Genomic DNA, 19,202 nt, shown 5'->3' on the forward strand with positions numbered 1-19,202 from the left:
AATTGCTGATGGCAGCTACTCGGTATCCCGCCCGCTTTATTTTTATGTTAAAAACTCTCACGTAGATAACGTACCCGGGATCATGGAGTTTTTAGAAGAATTTACCAGCGAGTCAGCAATGGGCGAAGATGGTTACTTAGCAGATAAAGGGTTAATTCCACTACCATCTGTTGAGATGATACAAACACGTAAAAGCGTGCTAGCACTGGAAAAACTGGCTCTGTAAACTAATTTTCATTCAAAAACACGCAACAGGGTAGCCTTAATCAGAGGCTGCCCTTTAACTTTTTAAGGGCTAATATGACCGCAAGCACATTGATATTTATAATAGCGCTACTGACACTGTTCAGTTATTGGTATGGTATGCAACGTTCGATAAAAGTTGCAGGTGGTACAACAGAAATTAAGCGTATGCGCTCATTGCCGCAGCAGTTTGGTTTATTAACCGCTTTTTGCTGCGGATTACCCGCACTCTTGTTATTACTGCTGTGGATGATATTTGAGCCTATTGTGGTTGAATCACTTGTGGTCAGCCAGCTCCCTGCTGCAGTGCAAGAATTGTCTAGTGCCGATCTCGGCTTGTACTTTAATGACATCCGTTTACTGGCAGAAACACAGATTAATGAGCTTGCAGGTAAGGATACAAACCTGCAGGTCGCCTTATATTTACAGCAGGTAACCCAAAAAGCCAGTTACTTAAAAACCGCGTTAATATTAATCGCCGCATTGGCAGGCGTGATAATCGTTGTCAGCCGTTTTAATGTGGATTTCTCTGCCCGCGTTATTTCCGAGCGGATTATTAAATTTCTATTTTTAAGCTGTTCAATTGTCGCCATTTTTACCACTCTGGGTATTATAATGTCGGTATTGTTTGAATCACTGCAGTTTTTTAAATCCGTTTCATCGCTGGATTTTTTATTCGGCACTAAATGGAGCCCGCAAATAGCCATGCGCAGTGATCAGGTTGCCTCCTCCGGAGCCTTTGGCGCAGTTCCCCTGTTTGCCGGTACGCTGCTGATAACAGTCATCGCGATGTTAATTGCTGCTCCGGTCGGCCTGATGACCGCCATTTATTTATCCCAATACGCCAGCCCCACTCTGCGCACCTACGCTAAGCCCATGCTGGAGATATTGGCGGGGATCCCAACCGTAGTTTACGGTTTTTTCGCCGCATTAACGGTTGCTCCTTTCATTCGTGATATCGGGCAGGCGCTGGGTTTAACCGTGGCGTCGGAAAGTGCACTGGCAGCGGGTGTGGTCATGGGCATTATGATTATTCCGTTTGTTTCATCACTGTCAGACGATGCCATCAATGCTGTTCCCGTTGCCCTGAAGGAGGGGTCATTAGGAATGGGTGCCACCGAATCTGAGACCATCAAAAAAGTACTTTTGCCCGCAGCCCTACCCGGCATAGTCGGCGCTATGTTATTAGCAATTTCGCGCGCCGTTGGTGAAACCATGATCGTAGTAATGGCTGCCGGCATGGCCGCTAATTTAACCGCTAACCCGTTAAACTCTGTTACCACGGTAACAGTACAAATCGTGACATTATTAACCGGCGATCAGGAGTTCGACAGTCCGAAAACATTAGCCGCATTCGCTTTAGGATTAATGCTATTTGTCACTACATTAGCACTTAACATTATCGCTTTAAAAGTGGTCAGAAAGTATCGGGAGCAATATGAATAAGCTAACACAACAAGACAAGGTACAAGATGTTATGAGTGATTCAGGCAAGCAAAGTAATACTGAAATAATTGCACAGAGTCTTAAAAAGCGTCACCGCAAAGAAAATAGATTCCGTTTCGCAGGTAAAATGGCTATCGCTTTCGGTTTTTTGATGGTATCGATATTACTGCTTGATATTGGTAGTAAAGCGATGCCTGCTTTTCACCAGCACTGGATAAAAATTGAACTGCAATATAATACCCAGTGGCTATCCATTGACTCGTCTGACGCCGATCAGGAAACGCTATACGCGGGTGATTATCGCAGTGTGCTAAAAAACTCTCTGTACGAAATGTTCCCGGAAGTGTCAGGGCGCAGAGATAAACGTGATCTGTTAAAATTATTTAGCTCCAATAATGAGTTCAGCATAAGAGATCAAGTTCTCGCTGAGCCCGCTTTATTAGGGCAGACAGTGTCGATCTGGGTATTAGCCGATGATGATGTCGATACTTATTATAAGAGCCAGTATACGCCTGGAAAAGCAGGCGGACGGATCAATGACAAGCAGGCGCTTTGGCTGGATAAGCTTTATCAAAATGGTCAGATTGAAAGCCGTTTTAATACCCTGTTTTTTACCAATGGTGATTCCCGTGAACCTGAACTGGCGGGAATAAAAGGGGCACTTACCGGTACTTTATTAACTATGTTTGTGACCTTGATGATCTCTTTCCCGATCGGTGTTGCCGCTGCAATCTATTTAGAAGAGTTTGCGCCCAAAAATCGCTGGACAGATATTATCGAGGTTAACATTAACAACCTTGCAGCCGTACCATCGATTGTTTTTGGTCTACTGGGCTTAGCGGTACTGATTAATGTATTTGGCTTACCACGTTCGGTACCACTGATAGGCGGTATTGTACTTAGTTTGATGACCCTGCCGACAATTATTATTGCCAGCCGGGCATCTATCAAAGCAGTACCCAACTCGCTGCGTGAAGCCGCAATAGGTATCGGGGCATCAGAAATGCAGGTTGCTTTAGGCCATGTTCTGCCGGTTGCCATGCCGGGTATATTAACCGGTACCATTATCGGATTGGCACAGGCGCTCGGTGAAACGGCTCCGTTATTAATGATTGGCATGATCGCCTTTATTGTCGATGTTCCAGGCGGGATCCTTGATCCTTCAACGGTCATGCCGGTACAGATATTTTTATGGGCAGATAGCCCTGAAAATGCTTTTTTAGCTAAGACCTCTGCTGCAATATTAGTGCTATTGGTGTTTTTATTTGTGATGAACTTTTCAGCAACCTTATTGCGTAAAAAGTTTGAGAAATTGGGCCGATAATGGCTGTTTTTAATTATTAGATACGGGTGAATAATGAATAAATCAACTGGTTCAATAACAGATAACTTGGATACTGAAAAAACCGTCGGCAATGTTTTTGCTGACGACGCTAAAATGTCAATGCGTAACGTCAATGTATTCTATAGCGACAAACAGGCAATTAAAAACGTCAGCTTAGATTTGGCTCGCAACCAGGTTACAGCGCTGATCGGTCCTTCCGGTTGTGGCAAATCAACTTTTTTACGCTGTTTAAACCGCATGAATGACACTATTGATATCTGTCGGGTGGAAGGCAGTTTATTACTTGATGGTGATGATATTTATCATAAAAAAATGGATCCGGTATTATTACGTGCACGTGTCGGCATGGTATTTCAAAAACCGAACCCCTTTCCAAAATCTATTTTTGATAATGTCGCCTACGGTCCGAAAATTCACGGTCTGGCAACTCACAAAGATGACCTGGAGGAGATTGTTGTTACCAGTTTACAAAGAGCCGGGTTGTTTGAAGAAGTGAAAGACCGCTTAAATGCATCCGGCACCGGTTTGTCAGGTGGCCAGCAGCAGCGTTTGTGTATTGCCAGAACGATTGCGGTTAGCCCGGAAGTGATTTTAATGGATGAACCTGCTTCGGCACTGGATCCTATCGCGACAGCGGTGATTGAAGAGCTGATTGATGAACTGAAAGAAAAATATACTATTGCGATCGTCACCCATTCCATGCAGCAGGCGGCGCGTATATCCCAAACAACGGCTTATTTCCATATGGGTAATTTAGTTGAAGTAGGCTTAACCGATCAAATTTTTACCAACCCTGCACATAAACTGACTGAAAACTATATAACAGGTCGTTTTGGTTAAACACAAAACACACACTGGAGCCTTAATATGAAATCAGATTTAAATATCACCAAACATATCTCTAAAAGCTACAATGATGAACTTGAAGAGGTCCGCCTGTTATTGATTAAAATGGGCGACATGGTCCTTGGACAGGTCCGGGACGGCTTAACCAGTTTGTTAAAACTGGATAAGGAACTTGCTGAGCAAGTTATTGCACATGACAAAAAAGTCAATCAGCTGGAAATAAAAATAGATGAAGTTTGCACCAATATTCTTGCCACAAGACAACCGGCAGCAAGCGATCTGCGTTTAGTTATCTGCGTTATTAAAACCATTACGGATATAGAGCGTATAGGCGACGAGGCGGTAAAATTAAGCCGTAACGCATTAAAAATAATCCAATCTGAAAACACGCTTCGCCAACCGAATGAGCTGAAGCATTTAGGCGAACTGGTCATCGAAAATCTGCAGGAGGCAATTAAAGCCTATGCAAACTTTGATGTTGAGCATGCGCTTAAAGTTATCGAACAGGATCAGGAGACCGATGAAGAGTTTGATAATATCACGCGCTTATTAATTACCAAAATGATGGAAGACCCGCGCGAGATAAAAAATACGCTGCGTATTTCCTGGTGTGCCAGAGCACTGGAACGTATCGGGGATCATACTACCAACGTATGCGAATACCTGGTTTTTTTAGTGAAAGGAAAAGATGTACGACATACCAGTCTTAATAAAATAAAGCAGAGAATCGAATAACAATAAAATCAACTGATTTTATTGATCCCCCCTGATTTATCCCCCCTCTGCTTGCCACCGTTCGGAAGCAGAGGGTCATAAATTACTGCAGTAAACAACACAAATTTATTATCTACCTACCTGAAAATCTAAGAAATCCTGAGGTTTTTCTAAGAAACTCCAGGCAATAAAACGGCTTATTTTCTGCCCTTGCGCCATTTTAATTACCTTTACATGCACGGCGCCAAGTTGTTGAAGCAGTTTTTTTAAGGGAGCAACATTTTCCGATTTTGATACCAGGCTGCTGAACCAGCATACCTGCTGGGCATAAACTTTACTTTCTGCAACCATCTTTTTCAAAAAGGCGATCTCCCCGCCGGTGCAGCACAGCTCATTTTCCTGTCCGGCAAAATTCAGTGTGACACTTTGTTGGTCTCGATCTTTGTTAAGATTTTTAATTTTACGCGCAGTGCCGGCGAATGCCTTTTCCATAGAAGAATGAAACGGCGGATTACACATGGTCAGGGTGAATTTATCTTTCGCTTTAATTATTCCGGCAAAAATATCCTGCGGATTCTTTTGCCGCTCTACTTTAATGAAAGGTTTTAGATTGCTGTTGGATTTTACAATCAGCTGCGCCATTTTTACCGATAACGGGTCAATATCCGTTCCCACAAAAGACCAGCCATAACTTCGGCTGCCTAAAATAGGGTAAATACAGTTCGCCCCGGTGCCGATATCAAGCACCTTAACCTGCTTACCCTCAGGGATTGTTGCATTGCCGGTTTGCGCTAACAGATCCGCAAGATAATGAATATAATCAACACGCCCGGGAATAGGGGGACATAAATACCCAACGGGTATCTGCCAGAAATCAACCTGATAATAGTGTTTAAGCAGAGCTTGATTTAGCAGCAACACGGCTTGCGGCTCGCTGAAATCAAGGGTCAGTTCCCCCTTAGGATTGGTTGTTAACAATGCCCTTAAGGGCGCATTATCTTTACCCAACAGCTCAAAATCATAATTGCCTCTGTGTAAGTTTTGCGGGTGTAATAGTGTTTTTGTTACTGTTTTATTATTGGTCATTCAATTTATCCAAAATAAGCTCTGCGGGCAGCTTATAAACTCGTATTAGAGTATTCATGCAACTCACCGCGAATATCTAAAAGGTTTCTTTTATAGATAAATTTCACCATTTGATGATCCAGTTCGGTGGCAAACCAGGCAATAAAGGTACGATCATTTTTTTTGATCTGCTCAACCCGGTAACTGTCGAATTTCCCGAACTTTGTGTCAATCACCTCTTTTCCGTCGACTTTAAAGAAATAGTGCGCGATAGAATCAGAGGTCTGCATAAAGAATTCAAAGTCAGTCTGGCCCTTTTTTAAACCTTTGCTGATTTGCAACGGAATGGCATTAAAATCAACAATATTTTGTTCCGGGTTGCTGAAATTAGTTGTCACACCATTATTAACAATGCGGGTATTATGGCCATTATTATCAAATTGAGCGGCCATACTGACGCTGCTAAAACCGCTGCTGTTACGTAAAAAGCGCTTACTGAAATAAAGCTGAGCTTTTTCATCCCAATAGATATCCGAAACCTGACTGCCGCCAAAATCCATCAGTAAAAAAGATAAATCGGCAATCGTATTGACCTTAATATTGTGTTTTTTTATCTGCAGTTCGCGGATCATTTTTCCGATGGATACTTTTTTGTAATACACATCGTAAACATAAGTCTGCTGAGTTTCAGATGCAGAGTCAGTCTCCAGAGCAAAACCTGAGCAGCTTACTGCGAATAGTAAAGGTGCCAGTAAAAAAGATAAATACTTATTTATTTTCAACAAACTATCCTCTCTGTATTTGTTCTATAATCGCAGATAAGCCATTGCTGCGGGACGGGCTTAAATGGTTCAGCAAACCAAGTTGTGTAAAATAATCCTGAATATCAAAATTCCGGATCTGCTCTGCGTTTTTCCCCTGGTAAATAATCAACAAAATCATCATTAACCCTTTGACCACCCGCGTATCACTGTCCATTTTAAAGTTATAAAGATCCCCCTCTTTATTAATAACCAGCCAGGCTAGGCTCTCACACCCCTGTACCAGATTAGTTTCAATTTTATCTTTCGCATCCATTTCCGGGAGCTTTTTGCCCAACTGGATGATCAATTTATACTGTTTATCCCAGCTTTTATTTTTCTGGAACTCATTTAATAACTGCTCTGTTGTCTGTAAAGACGCTACCATTAATACTTACCTTTCATTTACTGTATACCCATCCTACTTAAATATATCAGGGTCTGTTGACCTGTCGCGTGCATTTTTTCAGCAATTTATTCATGTTTTATAAAGGCAGAGCCGGCGCTACGCGACTCGTCGTTTACATAGAATAACGATGCTTCGCTCCTCGCGCAGAACGCTTTCAGATTGAAAAAAGTTTGTGCTCGAAAGATCAACAGTCTCTAATTCAGACATAGACTAAGACTAAGACAAAGCATAATGATAATGGTTCTTGCCTTTGCCCATTTTTGCATCTTAAGGTCGCTTGAGTATAAACTCAATAACCTTTTTTATGCTTCATATAATCGGAAAACAAAACCAATGCACCGCTACTGCCGGTCAGCTGTGAACTTTTATTATCATCCCTGCCGACCCAGGTAGTAACCACCTGCTCGATATCGAAGCCAACAAACCAGCTATCATTAAGATTATTGGTTGTCCCGGTTTTTCCAGAAAAGTACTGCCCTTTATTGCGCCAGGTTAAACTGCGGGCAGTCCCTTCGGTGGTCACTTTATGCAGTGTATTTGTTAATTTTAAAACCGCCTCTTCTGAAAAGATTTTATCTTGATGCATTGACCGTTGATATAACAACTGGCCGTCCGGGGAAGTGATCGAGCGGATCATTGTTAATGGCCGGTATATGCCTGACATGGTAATTGGCTGGTACATCTGCGCGACCTGCAAAGGAGAAAGTGCGACACTGCCTAAAACCAAGGAGGGGTAAGCTTTAATGTTTTCTCTAACCCCCATTTGATATAAGCTGTTAATGACTTTATTAAGACCGACCTGCATGCCCAGATTAACCGTAGGAATATTTAAAGAGTAAACCAGTGCATCTTCCAGGCTCACTTCACCGCGGAATTGACGATCATAATTTTTGGGACGCCAACGTTGACCCGAGCTGTTTTTCAGGACAATTTCGTTATCACTGAGCCGGTCAGAGAGATCAAATCCGGCATCTAGAGCAGTTAAATAGACAACCGGCTTAACCAGAGAGCCAATCGGCCGTTTCGCATCCAGGGCGCGATTAAAGCCACTAAATTTGACATCTTTACCTGCGACTAAAGCCAGTACTTCCGCAAACTCGCGATCACTGACGACCATTGCCCCCTGCAGGCCTGAACGGCCTTTCTTTTCCAGACGGTTTACCCCTTGCGCAACGGCTAACTCTGCATTTTTTTGCACAAAAGGATCGATCGAAGTGAAAATAACCAGGCCGTTACTTTTACGTACATTTTTGGCGACTTTAGTTTGTAGCTCTCTATGTAGCAAACTGACAAAAGCCGGATTAGCACGCTGATTTAACTCCTCCCGCGCACTTAAATTAAGCTCCCCCCGAACAGCATATTGATAATCACGACTATTAATAAGGTGATTTTCAAGCATCTTGCGCAGCACCAAATCCCGGCGTGCCAGTGCACGCCGCGGATTGCGGTAAGGGTTATAATAGGAAGGACCTTTAATAATAGCCACCAGCAAGGCAATTTGTTCAATACGTAATTCATTGATAGGACGGGCAAAATAATAATCACTGGCCAGCTCAATCCCATAGATGCCGGTGTTACCATTTTGTGCCAGATAAACCTCATTGACATAAGCTTCTAAAATTTTGTCTTTACTGTATTTATAATCGATTAGCACAGCAATATAGGCTTCCTGAAATTTACGCCATAAGCTGCGCTCCTGGCTTAAAAAAAGATTTTTGGCTAACTGTTGGGTAAGCGTGCTGCCACCTTGTAAGGTTTGTCCCGCTTTAAAATTAACAATAAATGCGCGTATAATCGCAAGGGGGGAAATTCCCTGGTGATGATAAAAGTTACGATCCTCCATTAATAACAGGGTATTAATAAACAGGTCCGGAATCTGTTCAAAAGGAATAAAAACACGATCTTCCACGTTGTCCGAGCGCAGGCGTTCCAGGAGTAGAGGATCTAAGCGCACCGAGCCGATATTACTCTCTTCGCTGCTCGCTATTGAGGTTAACTGCTCAGCGGAAAAATTAACGACAATCTTCTCTGCACTTTCATATTTATCCGGAAAATTAAAAGCCCGTTTATAGATAACCACCTGCCGATCGTTTACTGCAAACTGCCCGCTTGCCTGCACATTTTCGACCGGGCGATAATTTAATAACTTAAGCTCGGTGATTAAAGCCTGTTTTGATAAACCGCTATTATTTTTTAAGATTAAAGGCCGGGCATAAACCTGTGCCGGTAATGTCCAGGTTGATCCGTCCAGTTTACGCTCAATTTTTCTGTCAAAATAGATGCCGGCGATAAACATCAGGGCAATAAAAGCACATGCGCCTTTGAGAAAGAAAGACCACACAGCACGCAACAGGGATTGTTTAAAAGTGTTATTATTTGTGCCGTTGTTTGTCTTTGGTTTGCTTTCTGGCGCAGGCTTGGTTTTTACAACAGCCCTTTTTTTTGCAGCAGGTTTAGCTGTTTTGTTAGTTTTCGGCATCCTATTTCCAACTTATTATTTTATTTTTATCTGTTTTTTAGTGCGTTTTGTCGCGACTGCTTCAAGCGGATTGTCCGGCCAATAATGTTTCGGATATCTTCCACGCATCTCTTTTTTCACCTGCACATAAGCCCCCTGCCAGAAAGTATTTAAATCCTGAGTCAGCTGCAGCGGCCTCATAGCCGGCGATAACAATGCCAATTGTACCTTAATAAGATCATTAAAAATGCGTGGAGTATGCGCTTGACCAAATAATTCCTGCATTCTCACGGACAGCACCGGTATTTCATTTTCGCGATAAAGCAGTTTTATGTTCGATCCGCTGGGCACTGTAATATGTGTCGGAAACAGCTTATTAAATTGCTGCTGCACATCCCAGGACAAACGCGACAGTAATGCGCCTTTTATATCTAAGCGTTTCAGCTGCTCCGGCTTACTCACGCCATTTAAATAAGGGGCTAACCACGACGATAACTCTTGTAATAAGGCTGTTTCTGAAAAATCAGGAAAATCCAGCTCAACTTTATGTGCCTTGAGCTGGGTGAAGGCATACTGCAGACGGACTAATAACTGTGTATTTTCATCACTCCAGGTTAAGACAGATAATCCCGCCTGCTGCAGCCCGGTTAACACCGCCTGTTGTTTCTGTTCATTGCTTATAGCAGTTAACGGCTGCTTGTTGATTAACAACTTACCCAGATAAAGACGCTTTTCCGCTACTAACTTTTTACTTTGCAATTGCCAGCAGAGGTATTCCCGGCGGCTGAAGTATTCCGGCAAAAAAGACTGTAACATCTCTACAGACACTGCGCAGGCTTTATAAATAAGACTGTTGGAAGTTAAATCTGAAAGCGCCAAATCAGCTACCACGAGCATGTTTTTTCCCAGCAGGGATGAGCCGTGGGGTAATGACGCACCGATGCCATTGCTTAACAGGTACTTCCCGGCATTCATATCGCGTACTTTGGCAATACGATCCGGAAATGCGACAGCCAATAACAAACCGCAGTGCTGTACAGGTAAGATCCCGCCGCTTCGCTTAATTGCCATTTTTTTTAATAATAACTGCTGGTGCTGCAGCGTCTTAGGGGAAGGTTTATTTAAACAGATCTCTAAATCATCAGCGCCCCGCTCATTGCTTTCCAGTAAAGCAACCAGCAGACAGGCAAGCTCGAGTAAATGCTCAATCTGATGCTCTTCCTGCCACAGTTGTGCTGTTAAAATAAGATGCCCTAAACGCGGACTGACGCCCAGTTGTAAAATCGCCTGACCATGATTGCTGCAACGCCCCTGCGCATCGACCGCCCGCATTGTTTTTAATAATTCCATGGCGGTGTGGATCTGCCGCTTGGGCGGCTGAGTGATAAATGTTAAGGCCTGTGGATCGCTCACCCCCCAGTTAAGCATTTCCAACACCAGCGCAGTCAGATCAGTACGTTCTATTTCCGGCTTTGCCTGCTTTGCCAGGCGTTTCTCCTGCGACCATAAACGATAACAGGTGCCGTGAGACAAACGTCCCGCCCGCCCGGCTCTTTGCGTCGCATTGGCTTCACTGATGCTTTGTGTCTGCAGCTTACCGACACCGGATTGAGCTTGAAAAGAGAGACAACGTTCAAATCCGGAATCAACTACCACAGTGATCCCCTCAATGGTCAAACTGGTTTCAGCGATGTTAGTGGCAATCACTATTTTTCGTTGTCCGGTGGCACAGTTTTGTATCGCTTTCTGCTGCTCATTTAAGCTTAACGCCCCGTATAATGATGCAATTAAGACCTTATCATTGTTACCTGAAAAATAATCTTTTAGTAACGATTCACATTGTTTGATCTCTTTTATACCGGCAACAAACACCAGTATATTGCCGGTTTTTTCCAGATAAGCACGTTTAACCAGAGCGACTACCCCATCCGTTACCCTTTGCGATGTTGTGCGGCTTTGATATATGTAATCAATAGGAAAAGAGCGTCCTTCCAGAGTGATAAATTTTGCCTTAGGCAGGGCTGCTGTTAATTCGCTGTTATCCAAAGTTGCTGACATGATCAACAGTTTTAAATCTTCACGTAAGCCAGCCTGCACATCCAGGGCAAATGCCAAGCCTAAGTCGGCATGTAAATTTCGCTCATGGAACTCATCAAAAATAATCAGATCGATACCGGTCAGCTCAGGATCCTGCTGCAGGATCCTGGTTAACACCCCCTCGGTGACTATCTCAAGCCGAGTGTTTTTACTTATTTTACTTTCGCCACGCATACGGTAACCCACCTTTCCCCCCACCGGCTCATTCAATAAAGCAGACAGGTGACAAGCGATATTTTTAGCCGCCAGGCGGCGCGGCTCCAACAGTAAAATCTTACCTGAAAACCAATTTTCTTTGATCATGGTTAAAGGCAGAAAGGTAGATTTACCCGCTCCGGGGGGCGCCTGTAAGACAACTTGAGAAAAGCGCAATAAACTTGACTGCAACTCTTTAATGGCAGGTTCAATAGGTAAAGAAGACAAATAACTCTCCAAACAATAAAAAAGTAACTATGTGCAATGCTATACACTTTTATAAAAATTAAAATAAAAGCCGTTTAAATCGACAAAGGTTAATTGACTGATTATAATTTAACTGCTATAGATACCCGCCAAAAATAAAAGGCACCATTTAAACGTAATTTTTCTATAACTTTATTATCATTTTGCCACTGTATTCGTGCCAGCAATCAGCAAAATCAATCGTGTATCAATTGAAGGAATTATCTATGCCAACTCAAATAAAAAAAACATTAGGCATTTTAGCCATTGCCGAAGTAGAGCCGTATAAATTAAAAAGCGGTGAAGAATACATGAATAAAGCGCAGCTTGAGCATTTTACCAAAATTCTTAATGCATGGCGCAATCAATTACGCCAGGAAGTTGATCGTACTGTAGATCATATGAAAGATGAAGCGGCTAATTTTCCTGATCCGGTTGATCGCGCAACACAAGAAGAAGAATTCAGTTTAGAACTGCGTGCCCGTGACCGTGAGCGCCGTCTGATCAAGAAGATCTCAAAAACATTAAACAAAATTGATGATGATGAATTTGGTTACTGCGAATCCTGTGGTGTAGAAATCGGCATCCGCCGCTTAGAGGCGCGCCCTACGGCTGATTTATGTATTGATTGTAAAACATTGGCAGAAATCAAAGAGAAACAGATTGTTGGTTAACACTCGCCTTGTTGTTAAACAGACGGTTAGCCTTGCGCTAGCCGTTTTTGTTTAGGTGCTTAGTTTTGTCTGAAGCGACTCCATACCGGGGGCGTTTTGCCCCCTCACCTTCCGGATCCCTGCATTTCGGCTCTTTAGTCGCGGCGCTAGGCAGTTATCTGCAGGCCAGGTCGCAACAGGGCTTGTGGCAAGTCCGAATTGAAGATATTGATCCCCCCCGCGAAGTTCAGGGCGCTGCGTCTGATATTCTGCAAACGCTGCAGGCTTACGGACTGCACTGGGATGGTGAAGTTATCTATCAGAGTAACAACAGCCACTCTTATGAACAGGTGTTATCGCAATGGTCCGCGCAGCAACGTTGTTATGCCTGCGCCTGTACGCGTAAAATGATTCAGCAAGCTGGCGGTCTTTACCGGGGAGTTTGCCGGGATAAACAGCTGCCGGAAAAAGACCATGCTCTGCGTATTAATTTACATGATATAACCCATGCGGTGGAGCACTTTGAGGATCTTCTGCAGGGCCATATCCGTTTAAACCCTCTTCAGGCAAGAGAAGATTTTATTATCAAACGTAGAGACGGTTTATATGCCTATAACCTGGCAGTGGTTCTCGATGATATCAGCCAGGGGATAACCGAAGTGGTACGCGGAGCGGATCTGCTCTATACCACGGGTAAACAACTGACTTTATATCGGCTGTTAAATAAAAAACCGCCGGCATATTTACATCTGCCCGTTGCAGTCACCGCCCCCGGCAAAAAACTGTCCAAACAAAACCATGCACTGGCAATCAGTAAAGATAATCCGCTACCGACATTATTAGCCGCATTAGCGTTTCTCGGGCATCCTGTACCGCAGCAGCTGCATCAGACAAGCTGCTCCATCATACTGGCCTGGGCAATTCAAAACTGGTCGCTGGAGAAGCTGCCCAAACGAACTGAAATTCAAATCAAAAATTAATTTGTTTTTCATTACCTGCGCACATAAAATAGGCGCATATTTTGCGTAGACGCAATTCAAGTACAATTATTGAGGATAGAGTTATTAAACGATTAAGTAAATTCGTTAAAAAAGTGTTTACCAAAAAAAGCAAAACCGCAGCAATGCCGACAGTAGATACCTTTAAAATACCACGAGAGCAGCATTGTATCTCCCGTAAAGACATCGATGAAAATGCATTAAAGGTACTGTATCGTCTGCACAATGCCGGATTCAGAGCACTACTGGTTGGCGGTGGTGTAAGGGATCTACTGCTTGGGCTAAAACCTAAAGATTTTGATATCACCACAAATGCAACACCGGAAGAGGTTAAAGCATTATTCCGTAACTGCCGCTTAATTGGCCGTCGCTTTCGTCTTGCCCATATTTTATTCGGTCGCGAAGTTATTGAAGTCGCCACTTTCCGCGGACATCACGATCAGGATAATGCACAGGACAAGCAGAAAGTACATCAGTCACAAGCAGGCATGCTGCTGCGTGACAATGTTTACGGCTCACTGGAAGAAGATTCAGAACGCCGTGACTTTACCGTTAATGCACTTTATTACGATATAGCTGACTTTGCCATTTATGATTTTTGCAATGGCATGGCGGATCTTAAGGAGCGCAGGCTGACCTTAATTGGTGATCCTGAAGTACGATACCGGGAAGATCCGGTGCGCATGTTACGCGCGGTTCGTTTTTCGGCAAAACTGGGGCTGACTATCAGTGATGAGTGTGCAGAACCGATCCGCCGCTTAGCTCCCCTTCTGCAGGATATTCCGGCTGCGCGTCATTTTGATGAAGTGATCAAATTACTGCTTTCAGGTCAGGGTTTAGCGACCTACCGCTTATTAAAAGAATACAAACTGTTACAGATGTTATTCCCTATCCTGTTCAAAGATGGCGAAGATGATAAAGCGACGAAGCTGATTGAGCAGGCCCTGATCGATACCGATCAGAGAATTGCCCAGGGTAAGCGTCTGACTCCTGCTTATATCTACGCGATTATGCTTTGGTATCCGCTTGAGCAGCGTGCACAGGAGATGAGCTTTGAAAGCGGCATGGAATTCCATGATGCTTTTTTATTAGCCATGAACGAGGTGTTAAGCATCCAGGTAAGAACCATTGCTATCCCGAAACGCTTTACCGCCGCTATCCGCGATATCTGGATTTTACAGCTGCGTTTACCGCGTTTTGGCGGAAAACGGGCACAACGTGTTTATCACCATATTAAATTCCGTGCAGCCTTTGATTTTTTATCCCTGCGCGCCAAAGTGGAACAAAGCAAAGAACTTGCTGAGTTAACGGCATGGTGGCAGGAGTATCAGACAAACAATAAACTACCGGAACACAATTACACGCGTAATGCCAGTAGGGCGACGGAGTTTAAACCTGCGGATAAAAAACCTGCAGATAAAAAGCCTTATAAAAAGCGTAAGTACGCCCATAAAAAACGTAAAAAAACAGAGGCACAGAGCGTTGATTAGTTATATCGGCGTTGGCAGCAATCAGGCGGACCCGATCGGACAGGCAAGGTTAGCCATTGCAGCCCTGCAGCACTTACCTGATAGCGTATTTTGTAAGTGCTCTTCCCTGTACTGCAGTGCACCGATGGGACCGCAGGACCAGCCTGACTATATCAATGCCGTGGTTGCAATCGATACGCAGTTAACAGCTATTGATCTGCTCAATGAGTTACAAAAAATTGAGTTAGCACAGGGGCGGGTACGCAAGGAAAACCGTTGGGGCCCGCGTACCTTAGATCTGGATATTATTTTGTACGGCAATGAAGTGATCAATAACTCCCGTTTAACCATTCCGCATTACGGAATGAAGGAGCGTGAATTTGTACTCTACCCGCTATTGGAGATTGCCGAAGACCTGCGTTTACCCGATGGCCAGCTGCTATCGCAATTGACTGAAAAATGTAATAAAAATGGCCTGGTCCGGATTAGCAGTTGAATAAAAAACCTACCTCAGTAGAATAACAAATCGCTTATACTCAAAGTAGTTAAAGATACCCCATCCACAATTTCAGGTATTTTGGGTATAATAGCGAGTGCATTAAAATCGGCTCATTGAGGCGGTCTAAATTAGGGCCTGTAGTGATTAATTATTTTGAACATCTTCATCGGTTATTGCAAGCTGCTCAAAATTGCTACAGGCAACTTTTTCTAAATTAGAATAGAAGTTACCGTCATTAAAGTTTTTATCTCGTTTTTTCTGCTGCAACAATAACAAACAATGAATGCGGCAGGTAACAACATAATTTCAATTTTGGAGCAATCATGGCTAAAGTTAGCGTTTCCCGTCTGGCTAAAATGAAACAGGACAATCAAAAAATAACGTGCATGACCGCATATGATGCGAGTTTTGCAGCTATTTTTGACCAAGCAGGCATCCAGGTATTATTAGTAGGTGATTCCCTTGGTATGGTGTTACAAGGACATGATTCAACTCTGCCGGTAACCGTTAATGATATCAGCTACCATACAGCCTCCGTTGTCAGTACCGCCAAAAATTCTTTTGTTATCTCAGATTTACCTTTTATGAGTTATGCAACATTAGAAAGCACCTATGAAAATGCTGCCATATTAATGCGTGCAGGCGCAAATATGGTAAAAATGGAAGGTGGAAAGTGGCTTGCAGATTCCATAAAAGGATTGGTCGAGCGTGGAATTCCGGTCTGCGGTCACCTGGGATTAACACCACAATCAGTTAATATTTTTGGCGGTTATAAAGTGCAGGGCCGCGAGAATAAACAGGCAGAGGAACTGATTAAAGACGCATTAATACTGCAGGAGGCCGGTATCCAGTTATTAGTCCTGGAATGCGTCCCCGTAAGCCTTGCAGAACGTGTTACTAAAGCGCTGCACATTCCGGTGATCGGGATTGGCGCGGGCAGTGAAACCGATGGGCAAATCTTAGTGATGCACGATGCCTTTGGTATTTCGGCTGGTTTTTGCCCCAAATTTTCCAAAAACTTCCTGCTTGAAACAGGTGATATCCGCCAGGCGGTCAATCTTTATAAAGAACAAGTTGAAAGCGGACAATTTCCTTCTGCTGAACACAGTTTTTACTAAGTATAGTGATTGAGACAAAGATGCTTATTATTAAAAATCCAATACAATTACGCGAACAGATCAAAGAGCTTAAGCAGAAAGGTAAAAAAATTGCTTTTGTCCCTACCATGGGAAATCTGCATGACGGGCATTTAACGCTGGTTCGGGAAGCGAAGAAAAGAGCGAGCATCGTCGTGGTAAGTATTTTTGTTAACCCGATGCAGTTTAACAATGCTCAGGATTTACAGAATTACCCTAAAACGCTTAATGAAGATTGTGCAAAACTGACAGCCGAAGGTGTCAATATTGTTTTTACCCCCGAAGTAGAAACCATTTACCCCAATGGCTTAGCTGCTCAAAGCTATGTTGAGGTGCCGGTTTTATCCGATTGTTTAGAGGGTGAACTGCGTCCGGGACATTTTCGCGGAATGAGCACCATAGTGAATAAACTGTTTAATCTGGTACAGCCCGATTATGCCTGTTTTGGTGAAAAAGATTTTCAGCAGTTAGCCATTGTTAAACAGATGGTCGCTGATTTAGCCATGCCCATTGAAATTATTCCGGTTGCCACTGTGCGTGAAAAAAATGGTCTGGCCATGAGTTCGCGCAATAATAAACTGAGCAGCTCTGAAAAAGCACAGGCACCTTTTTTAGCAAAGGTGATGAATCAATTAGCCCTGGATGTGCAGTCTCACAAGACTGAATTATCAATATTGATAGATGATGCCTGTAAAGAGCTTGATAACGCCGGTTTTCATACCGATGCTATCCACATTGTAGATGCACAAACCCTGCAGACGGTAAACGAACACAGTCAGCAGGCGGTTATTTTAATGGCGGCTTTTTTAGGAAATACACGTTTGATTGACAATAAAGTAATAAGCCTGAACAGTCCGGATACAGAAATCCAAGGCTAAGTTATTTTTAGTTAACAATTTAATTTTATAATGGTATAAATTTGATATTTATCAATAGCTGCTATTACTTGAGCTTTTGCTTTAGGTATTCATTTGCACCATTAAGGGTTTTACTTTATAGTCGCACTGTTGAAAAAAACAGCAATGACTAATCCAGAAAATAAAGGTTTTGTATGAAAAAAACGATGCTTACTGGCAAACTTCACCAAGCGAGAGTGACGCACGCCGAATTAAACTATGAAGGTTCATGTGCCATCGATCAGGATTTCCTGGACCAGTCAGGTATTCTCGAATATGAGAAAATTGAAATTTACAATATTGAAAATGGAGCGCGTTTTTCAACCTACGCAATTTCAGGTGAACGTGGTTCAAAAATCATCTCAGTAAATGGCGCTGCAGCGCGTATGGCCGCAGTAGGCGACCGGGTTATTATTTGTGCTTATGCAAGCCTAACTAGTGCTGAAATTGTCAATCATAAACCAAGTTTAGTGTACTTAGATGCGCAAAATAACATTGTACGTACAAGCAAAGATGTACCGGTACAAGTTGCCTGATTAATACGCTAATCCGCAAAAATCAAAAAACCGATAATAACTTAGTTATTATCGGTTTTTTGTTGCCTTCAATCTTCTCAAACTAATTTTTCTGTAACCACCTGCCAGACAGGGACTTGAAATAATCTTTTCGCTCAGCAAGCAGGACAAGGCAAATAAGGAAATAAACCCCGGGTTCAACCAATTCAGATTTTACGGACCAGTAATAATGGCTCACAGCCAGCAGAACAGACCAGTAAACAAAGCGATGCAGGGTCAGCCATGCTCTTTTCATCTTTTTGCGGATAGCGGTGATTGAGGTGATACTCAGAGCTAATAAAATTATCCAGGTCAGCGCGCCAAGGGTCATATAAGGGCGTTTAACGACCTCTTGCATAAATAACTGCAGCTGCCAATCCAGTTCCAACCAGATAAAAACTAGCAGATGTAAAGATGCCCAGAAAAAGCAGTACAAACCAAGCACACGGCGTAACTGAATCAATAAAGGTTGTTTGCAACGTCGCGCTAATGGCGAAATAGACAGTGTTATTAAGAGAAAATTAAGAGCCGTTTTACCCAGAAAATGGATCATCTCCTTCACCGGATCCGCCCCCAAAGCATTCTGCTCCAGCAAAAGCAATAGATAGAAAAATGTAAATAAAGCCGCCAGGTGAATCAAGGCCTTAGCGGCGAGTATATCCGTGCTGGAAACTTTCAAATCGCCTCCTTAAAAATAACGTTTTAAATCTAAGCCCTTATATAAATGTGCAACCTCTTCCTGGTAGCCGTTAAACAGCAGTGTGTCCTGACGGGATTGCGAAAACAGATTACCTTCCCCGATAAAGCGTTCACTTGCCTGACTCCAGCGCGGGTGATCCACCTGCGGATTCACATTGGCAAAAAAACCATACTCATTTGCAGCAATTTTCTGCCAGGTATTAATGGGGGCCTGATCCGTCAAGGTTATTCGGACAATGGATTTAATGCTTTTGAAACCATATTTCCACGGAACGACTAAGCGAATTGGCGCACCATTTTGCGGAGCAAGTGTCTTACCGTATAAGCCGACAGATAACAGTGCCAGTGGATTCATCGCTTCATCGAGACGTAACCCTTCCACATAAGGGTAATCAATTCCGCCGCCAATATGCCGGGAGCCTTGCCCGCGCATC

18 protein-coding genes and 1 pseudogene are annotated in these 19,202 nt (G+C 43.2%); 12 read left to right on the top strand and 7 right to left on the bottom strand.

The window, feature by feature from the left end:
• The 5 genes and pseudogenes from ABZA00_RS09395 to phoU all read left to right on the top strand — a co-directional run.
• Window positions 1–226 (top strand): annotated as a pseudogene (locus tag ABZA00_RS09395) (phosphate ABC transporter substrate-binding protein); the annotation flags it as partial.
• A 74-nt stretch (window positions 227–300) separates the two neighbouring features.
• Window positions 301–1,689, top strand: coding sequence for a phosphate ABC transporter permease subunit PstC (pstC, locus tag ABZA00_RS09400; RefSeq protein ID WP_372881904.1), 1,389 nt, complete (start codon window positions 301–303; stop codon window positions 1,687–1,689).
• Window positions 1,682–3,013 carry a phosphate ABC transporter permease PstA gene (gene pstA / locus ABZA00_RS09405; RefSeq protein WP_372881905.1) on the top strand — a complete coding sequence of 444 codons (1,332 nt, stop codon included), beginning with the start codon at window positions 1,682–1,684 and terminating at the stop codon, window positions 3,011–3,013. The genes pstC and pstA overlap by 8 nt, the downstream gene beginning before the upstream one ends.
• 33 nt (window positions 3,014–3,046) lie before the next feature.
• Window positions 3,047–3,874: a phosphate ABC transporter ATP-binding protein PstB gene (gene pstB / locus ABZA00_RS09410; protein ID WP_372881906.1), complete on the top strand. Its 828-nt coding sequence runs from the start codon at window positions 3,047–3,049 to the stop codon at window positions 3,872–3,874.
• 27 nt (window positions 3,875–3,901) lie between these two features.
• Window positions 3,902–4,615, top strand: coding sequence for a phosphate signaling complex protein PhoU (gene phoU / locus ABZA00_RS09415; RefSeq protein ID WP_372881907.1), 714 nt, complete (start codon window positions 3,902–3,904; stop codon window positions 4,613–4,615).
• Window positions 4,616–4,723: 108 nt separating this feature from the next.
• On the opposite strand, the gene rlmF is transcribed toward phoU, so the two are convergent.
• The 5 genes from rlmF to hrpB form a co-directional block, all read right to left on the bottom strand.
• Window positions 4,724–5,680, bottom strand: a complete 957-nt coding sequence (gene rlmF, locus ABZA00_RS09420; protein WP_372881908.1) for a 23S rRNA (adenine(1618)-N(6))-methyltransferase RlmF — start codon at window positions 5,678–5,680, stop codon at window positions 4,724–4,726.
• Window positions 5,681–5,712: 32 nt separating this feature from the next.
• Window positions 5,713–6,441, bottom strand: coding sequence for a DUF3108 domain-containing protein (locus tag ABZA00_RS09425; RefSeq protein WP_372881909.1), 729 nt, complete (start codon window positions 6,439–6,441; stop codon window positions 5,713–5,715).
• Between the two features lie 4 nt (window positions 6,442–6,445).
• A complete protein-coding gene (locus ABZA00_RS09430; protein WP_372881910.1) occupies window positions 6,446–6,847 on the bottom strand; it encodes a SufE family protein in 402 nt (133 codons plus the stop codon).
• A 310-nt stretch (window positions 6,848–7,157) separates the two neighbouring features.
• On the bottom strand, window positions 7,158–9,347 hold the full coding sequence (mrcB, locus tag ABZA00_RS09435; RefSeq protein WP_372881911.1) for a penicillin-binding protein 1B: 2,190 nt from the start codon (window positions 9,345–9,347) through the stop codon (window positions 7,158–7,160).
• Between the two features lie 15 nt (window positions 9,348–9,362).
• Entirely contained in the window at window positions 9,363–11,846 is a 2,484-nt protein-coding gene (gene hrpB, locus ABZA00_RS09440; RefSeq protein ID WP_372881912.1) for an ATP-dependent helicase HrpB, read from the bottom strand.
• A gap of 245 nt (window positions 11,847–12,091) precedes the next feature.
• Here hrpB and dksA point away from each other — a divergent pair, with 245 nt between their 5' ends.
• The 7 genes from dksA (at window position 12,092) to panD (ending at window position 18,051) form a co-directional block, all read left to right on the top strand.
• Entirely contained in the window at window positions 12,092–12,538 is a 447-nt protein-coding gene (gene dksA, locus ABZA00_RS09445) for an RNA polymerase-binding protein DksA (protein ID WP_372881913.1), read from the top strand.
• Between the two features lie 65 nt (window positions 12,539–12,603).
• The gene (gene gluQRS, locus ABZA00_RS09450) at window positions 12,604–13,497 is read left to right on the top strand and encodes a tRNA glutamyl-Q(34) synthetase GluQRS (RefSeq protein ID WP_372881914.1); all 894 of its coding nucleotides are present in this window, start codon (window positions 12,604–12,606) and stop codon (window positions 13,495–13,497) included.
• A gap of 143 nt (window positions 13,498–13,640) precedes the next feature.
• Window positions 13,641–15,005: a polynucleotide adenylyltransferase PcnB gene (pcnB, locus tag ABZA00_RS09455; RefSeq protein ID WP_372881915.1), complete on the top strand. Its 1,365-nt coding sequence runs from the start codon at window positions 13,641–13,643 to the stop codon at window positions 15,003–15,005.
• Complete coding sequence (folK, locus tag ABZA00_RS09460) at window positions 14,998–15,480, top strand: 2-amino-4-hydroxy-6-hydroxymethyldihydropteridine diphosphokinase (RefSeq protein WP_372881916.1); 483 nt, start codon at window positions 14,998–15,000, stop codon at window positions 15,478–15,480. The genes pcnB and folK overlap by 8 nt, the downstream gene beginning before the upstream one ends.
• Window positions 15,481–15,806: 326 nt before the next feature.
• A complete protein-coding gene (gene panB / locus ABZA00_RS09465; RefSeq protein ID WP_372881917.1) occupies window positions 15,807–16,601 on the top strand; it encodes a 3-methyl-2-oxobutanoate hydroxymethyltransferase in 795 nt (264 codons plus the stop codon).
• 20 nt (window positions 16,602–16,621) lie between these two features.
• Window positions 16,622–17,497 carry a pantoate--beta-alanine ligase gene (panC, locus tag ABZA00_RS09470; protein ID WP_372881918.1) on the top strand — a complete coding sequence of 292 codons (876 nt, stop codon included), beginning with the start codon at window positions 16,622–16,624 and terminating at the stop codon, window positions 17,495–17,497.
• 173 nt (window positions 17,498–17,670) lie between these two features.
• A complete protein-coding gene (gene panD, locus ABZA00_RS09475) occupies window positions 17,671–18,051 on the top strand; it encodes an aspartate 1-decarboxylase (RefSeq protein ID WP_372881919.1) in 381 nt (126 codons plus the stop codon).
• 82 nt (window positions 18,052–18,133) lie between these two features.
• Here panD and msrQ read toward each other — a convergent pair whose 3' ends face one another.
• Together msrQ and msrP are read right to left on the bottom strand one after the other, a co-directional pair.
• Window positions 18,134–18,748, bottom strand: coding sequence for a protein-methionine-sulfoxide reductase heme-binding subunit MsrQ (gene msrQ, locus ABZA00_RS09480; protein WP_372881920.1), 615 nt, complete (start codon window positions 18,746–18,748; stop codon window positions 18,134–18,136).
• A gap of 9 nt (window positions 18,749–18,757) precedes the next feature.
• Window positions 18,758–19,202: protein-methionine-sulfoxide reductase catalytic subunit MsrP (gene msrP / locus ABZA00_RS09485; protein WP_372881921.1), on the bottom strand; the 445-nt coding region annotated here is incomplete at its 5' end.

It is taken from the genome of Psychromonas sp., from assembly GCF_041586535.1.
GTDB lineage: Bacteria > Pseudomonadota > Gammaproteobacteria > Enterobacterales > Psychromonadaceae > Psychromonas.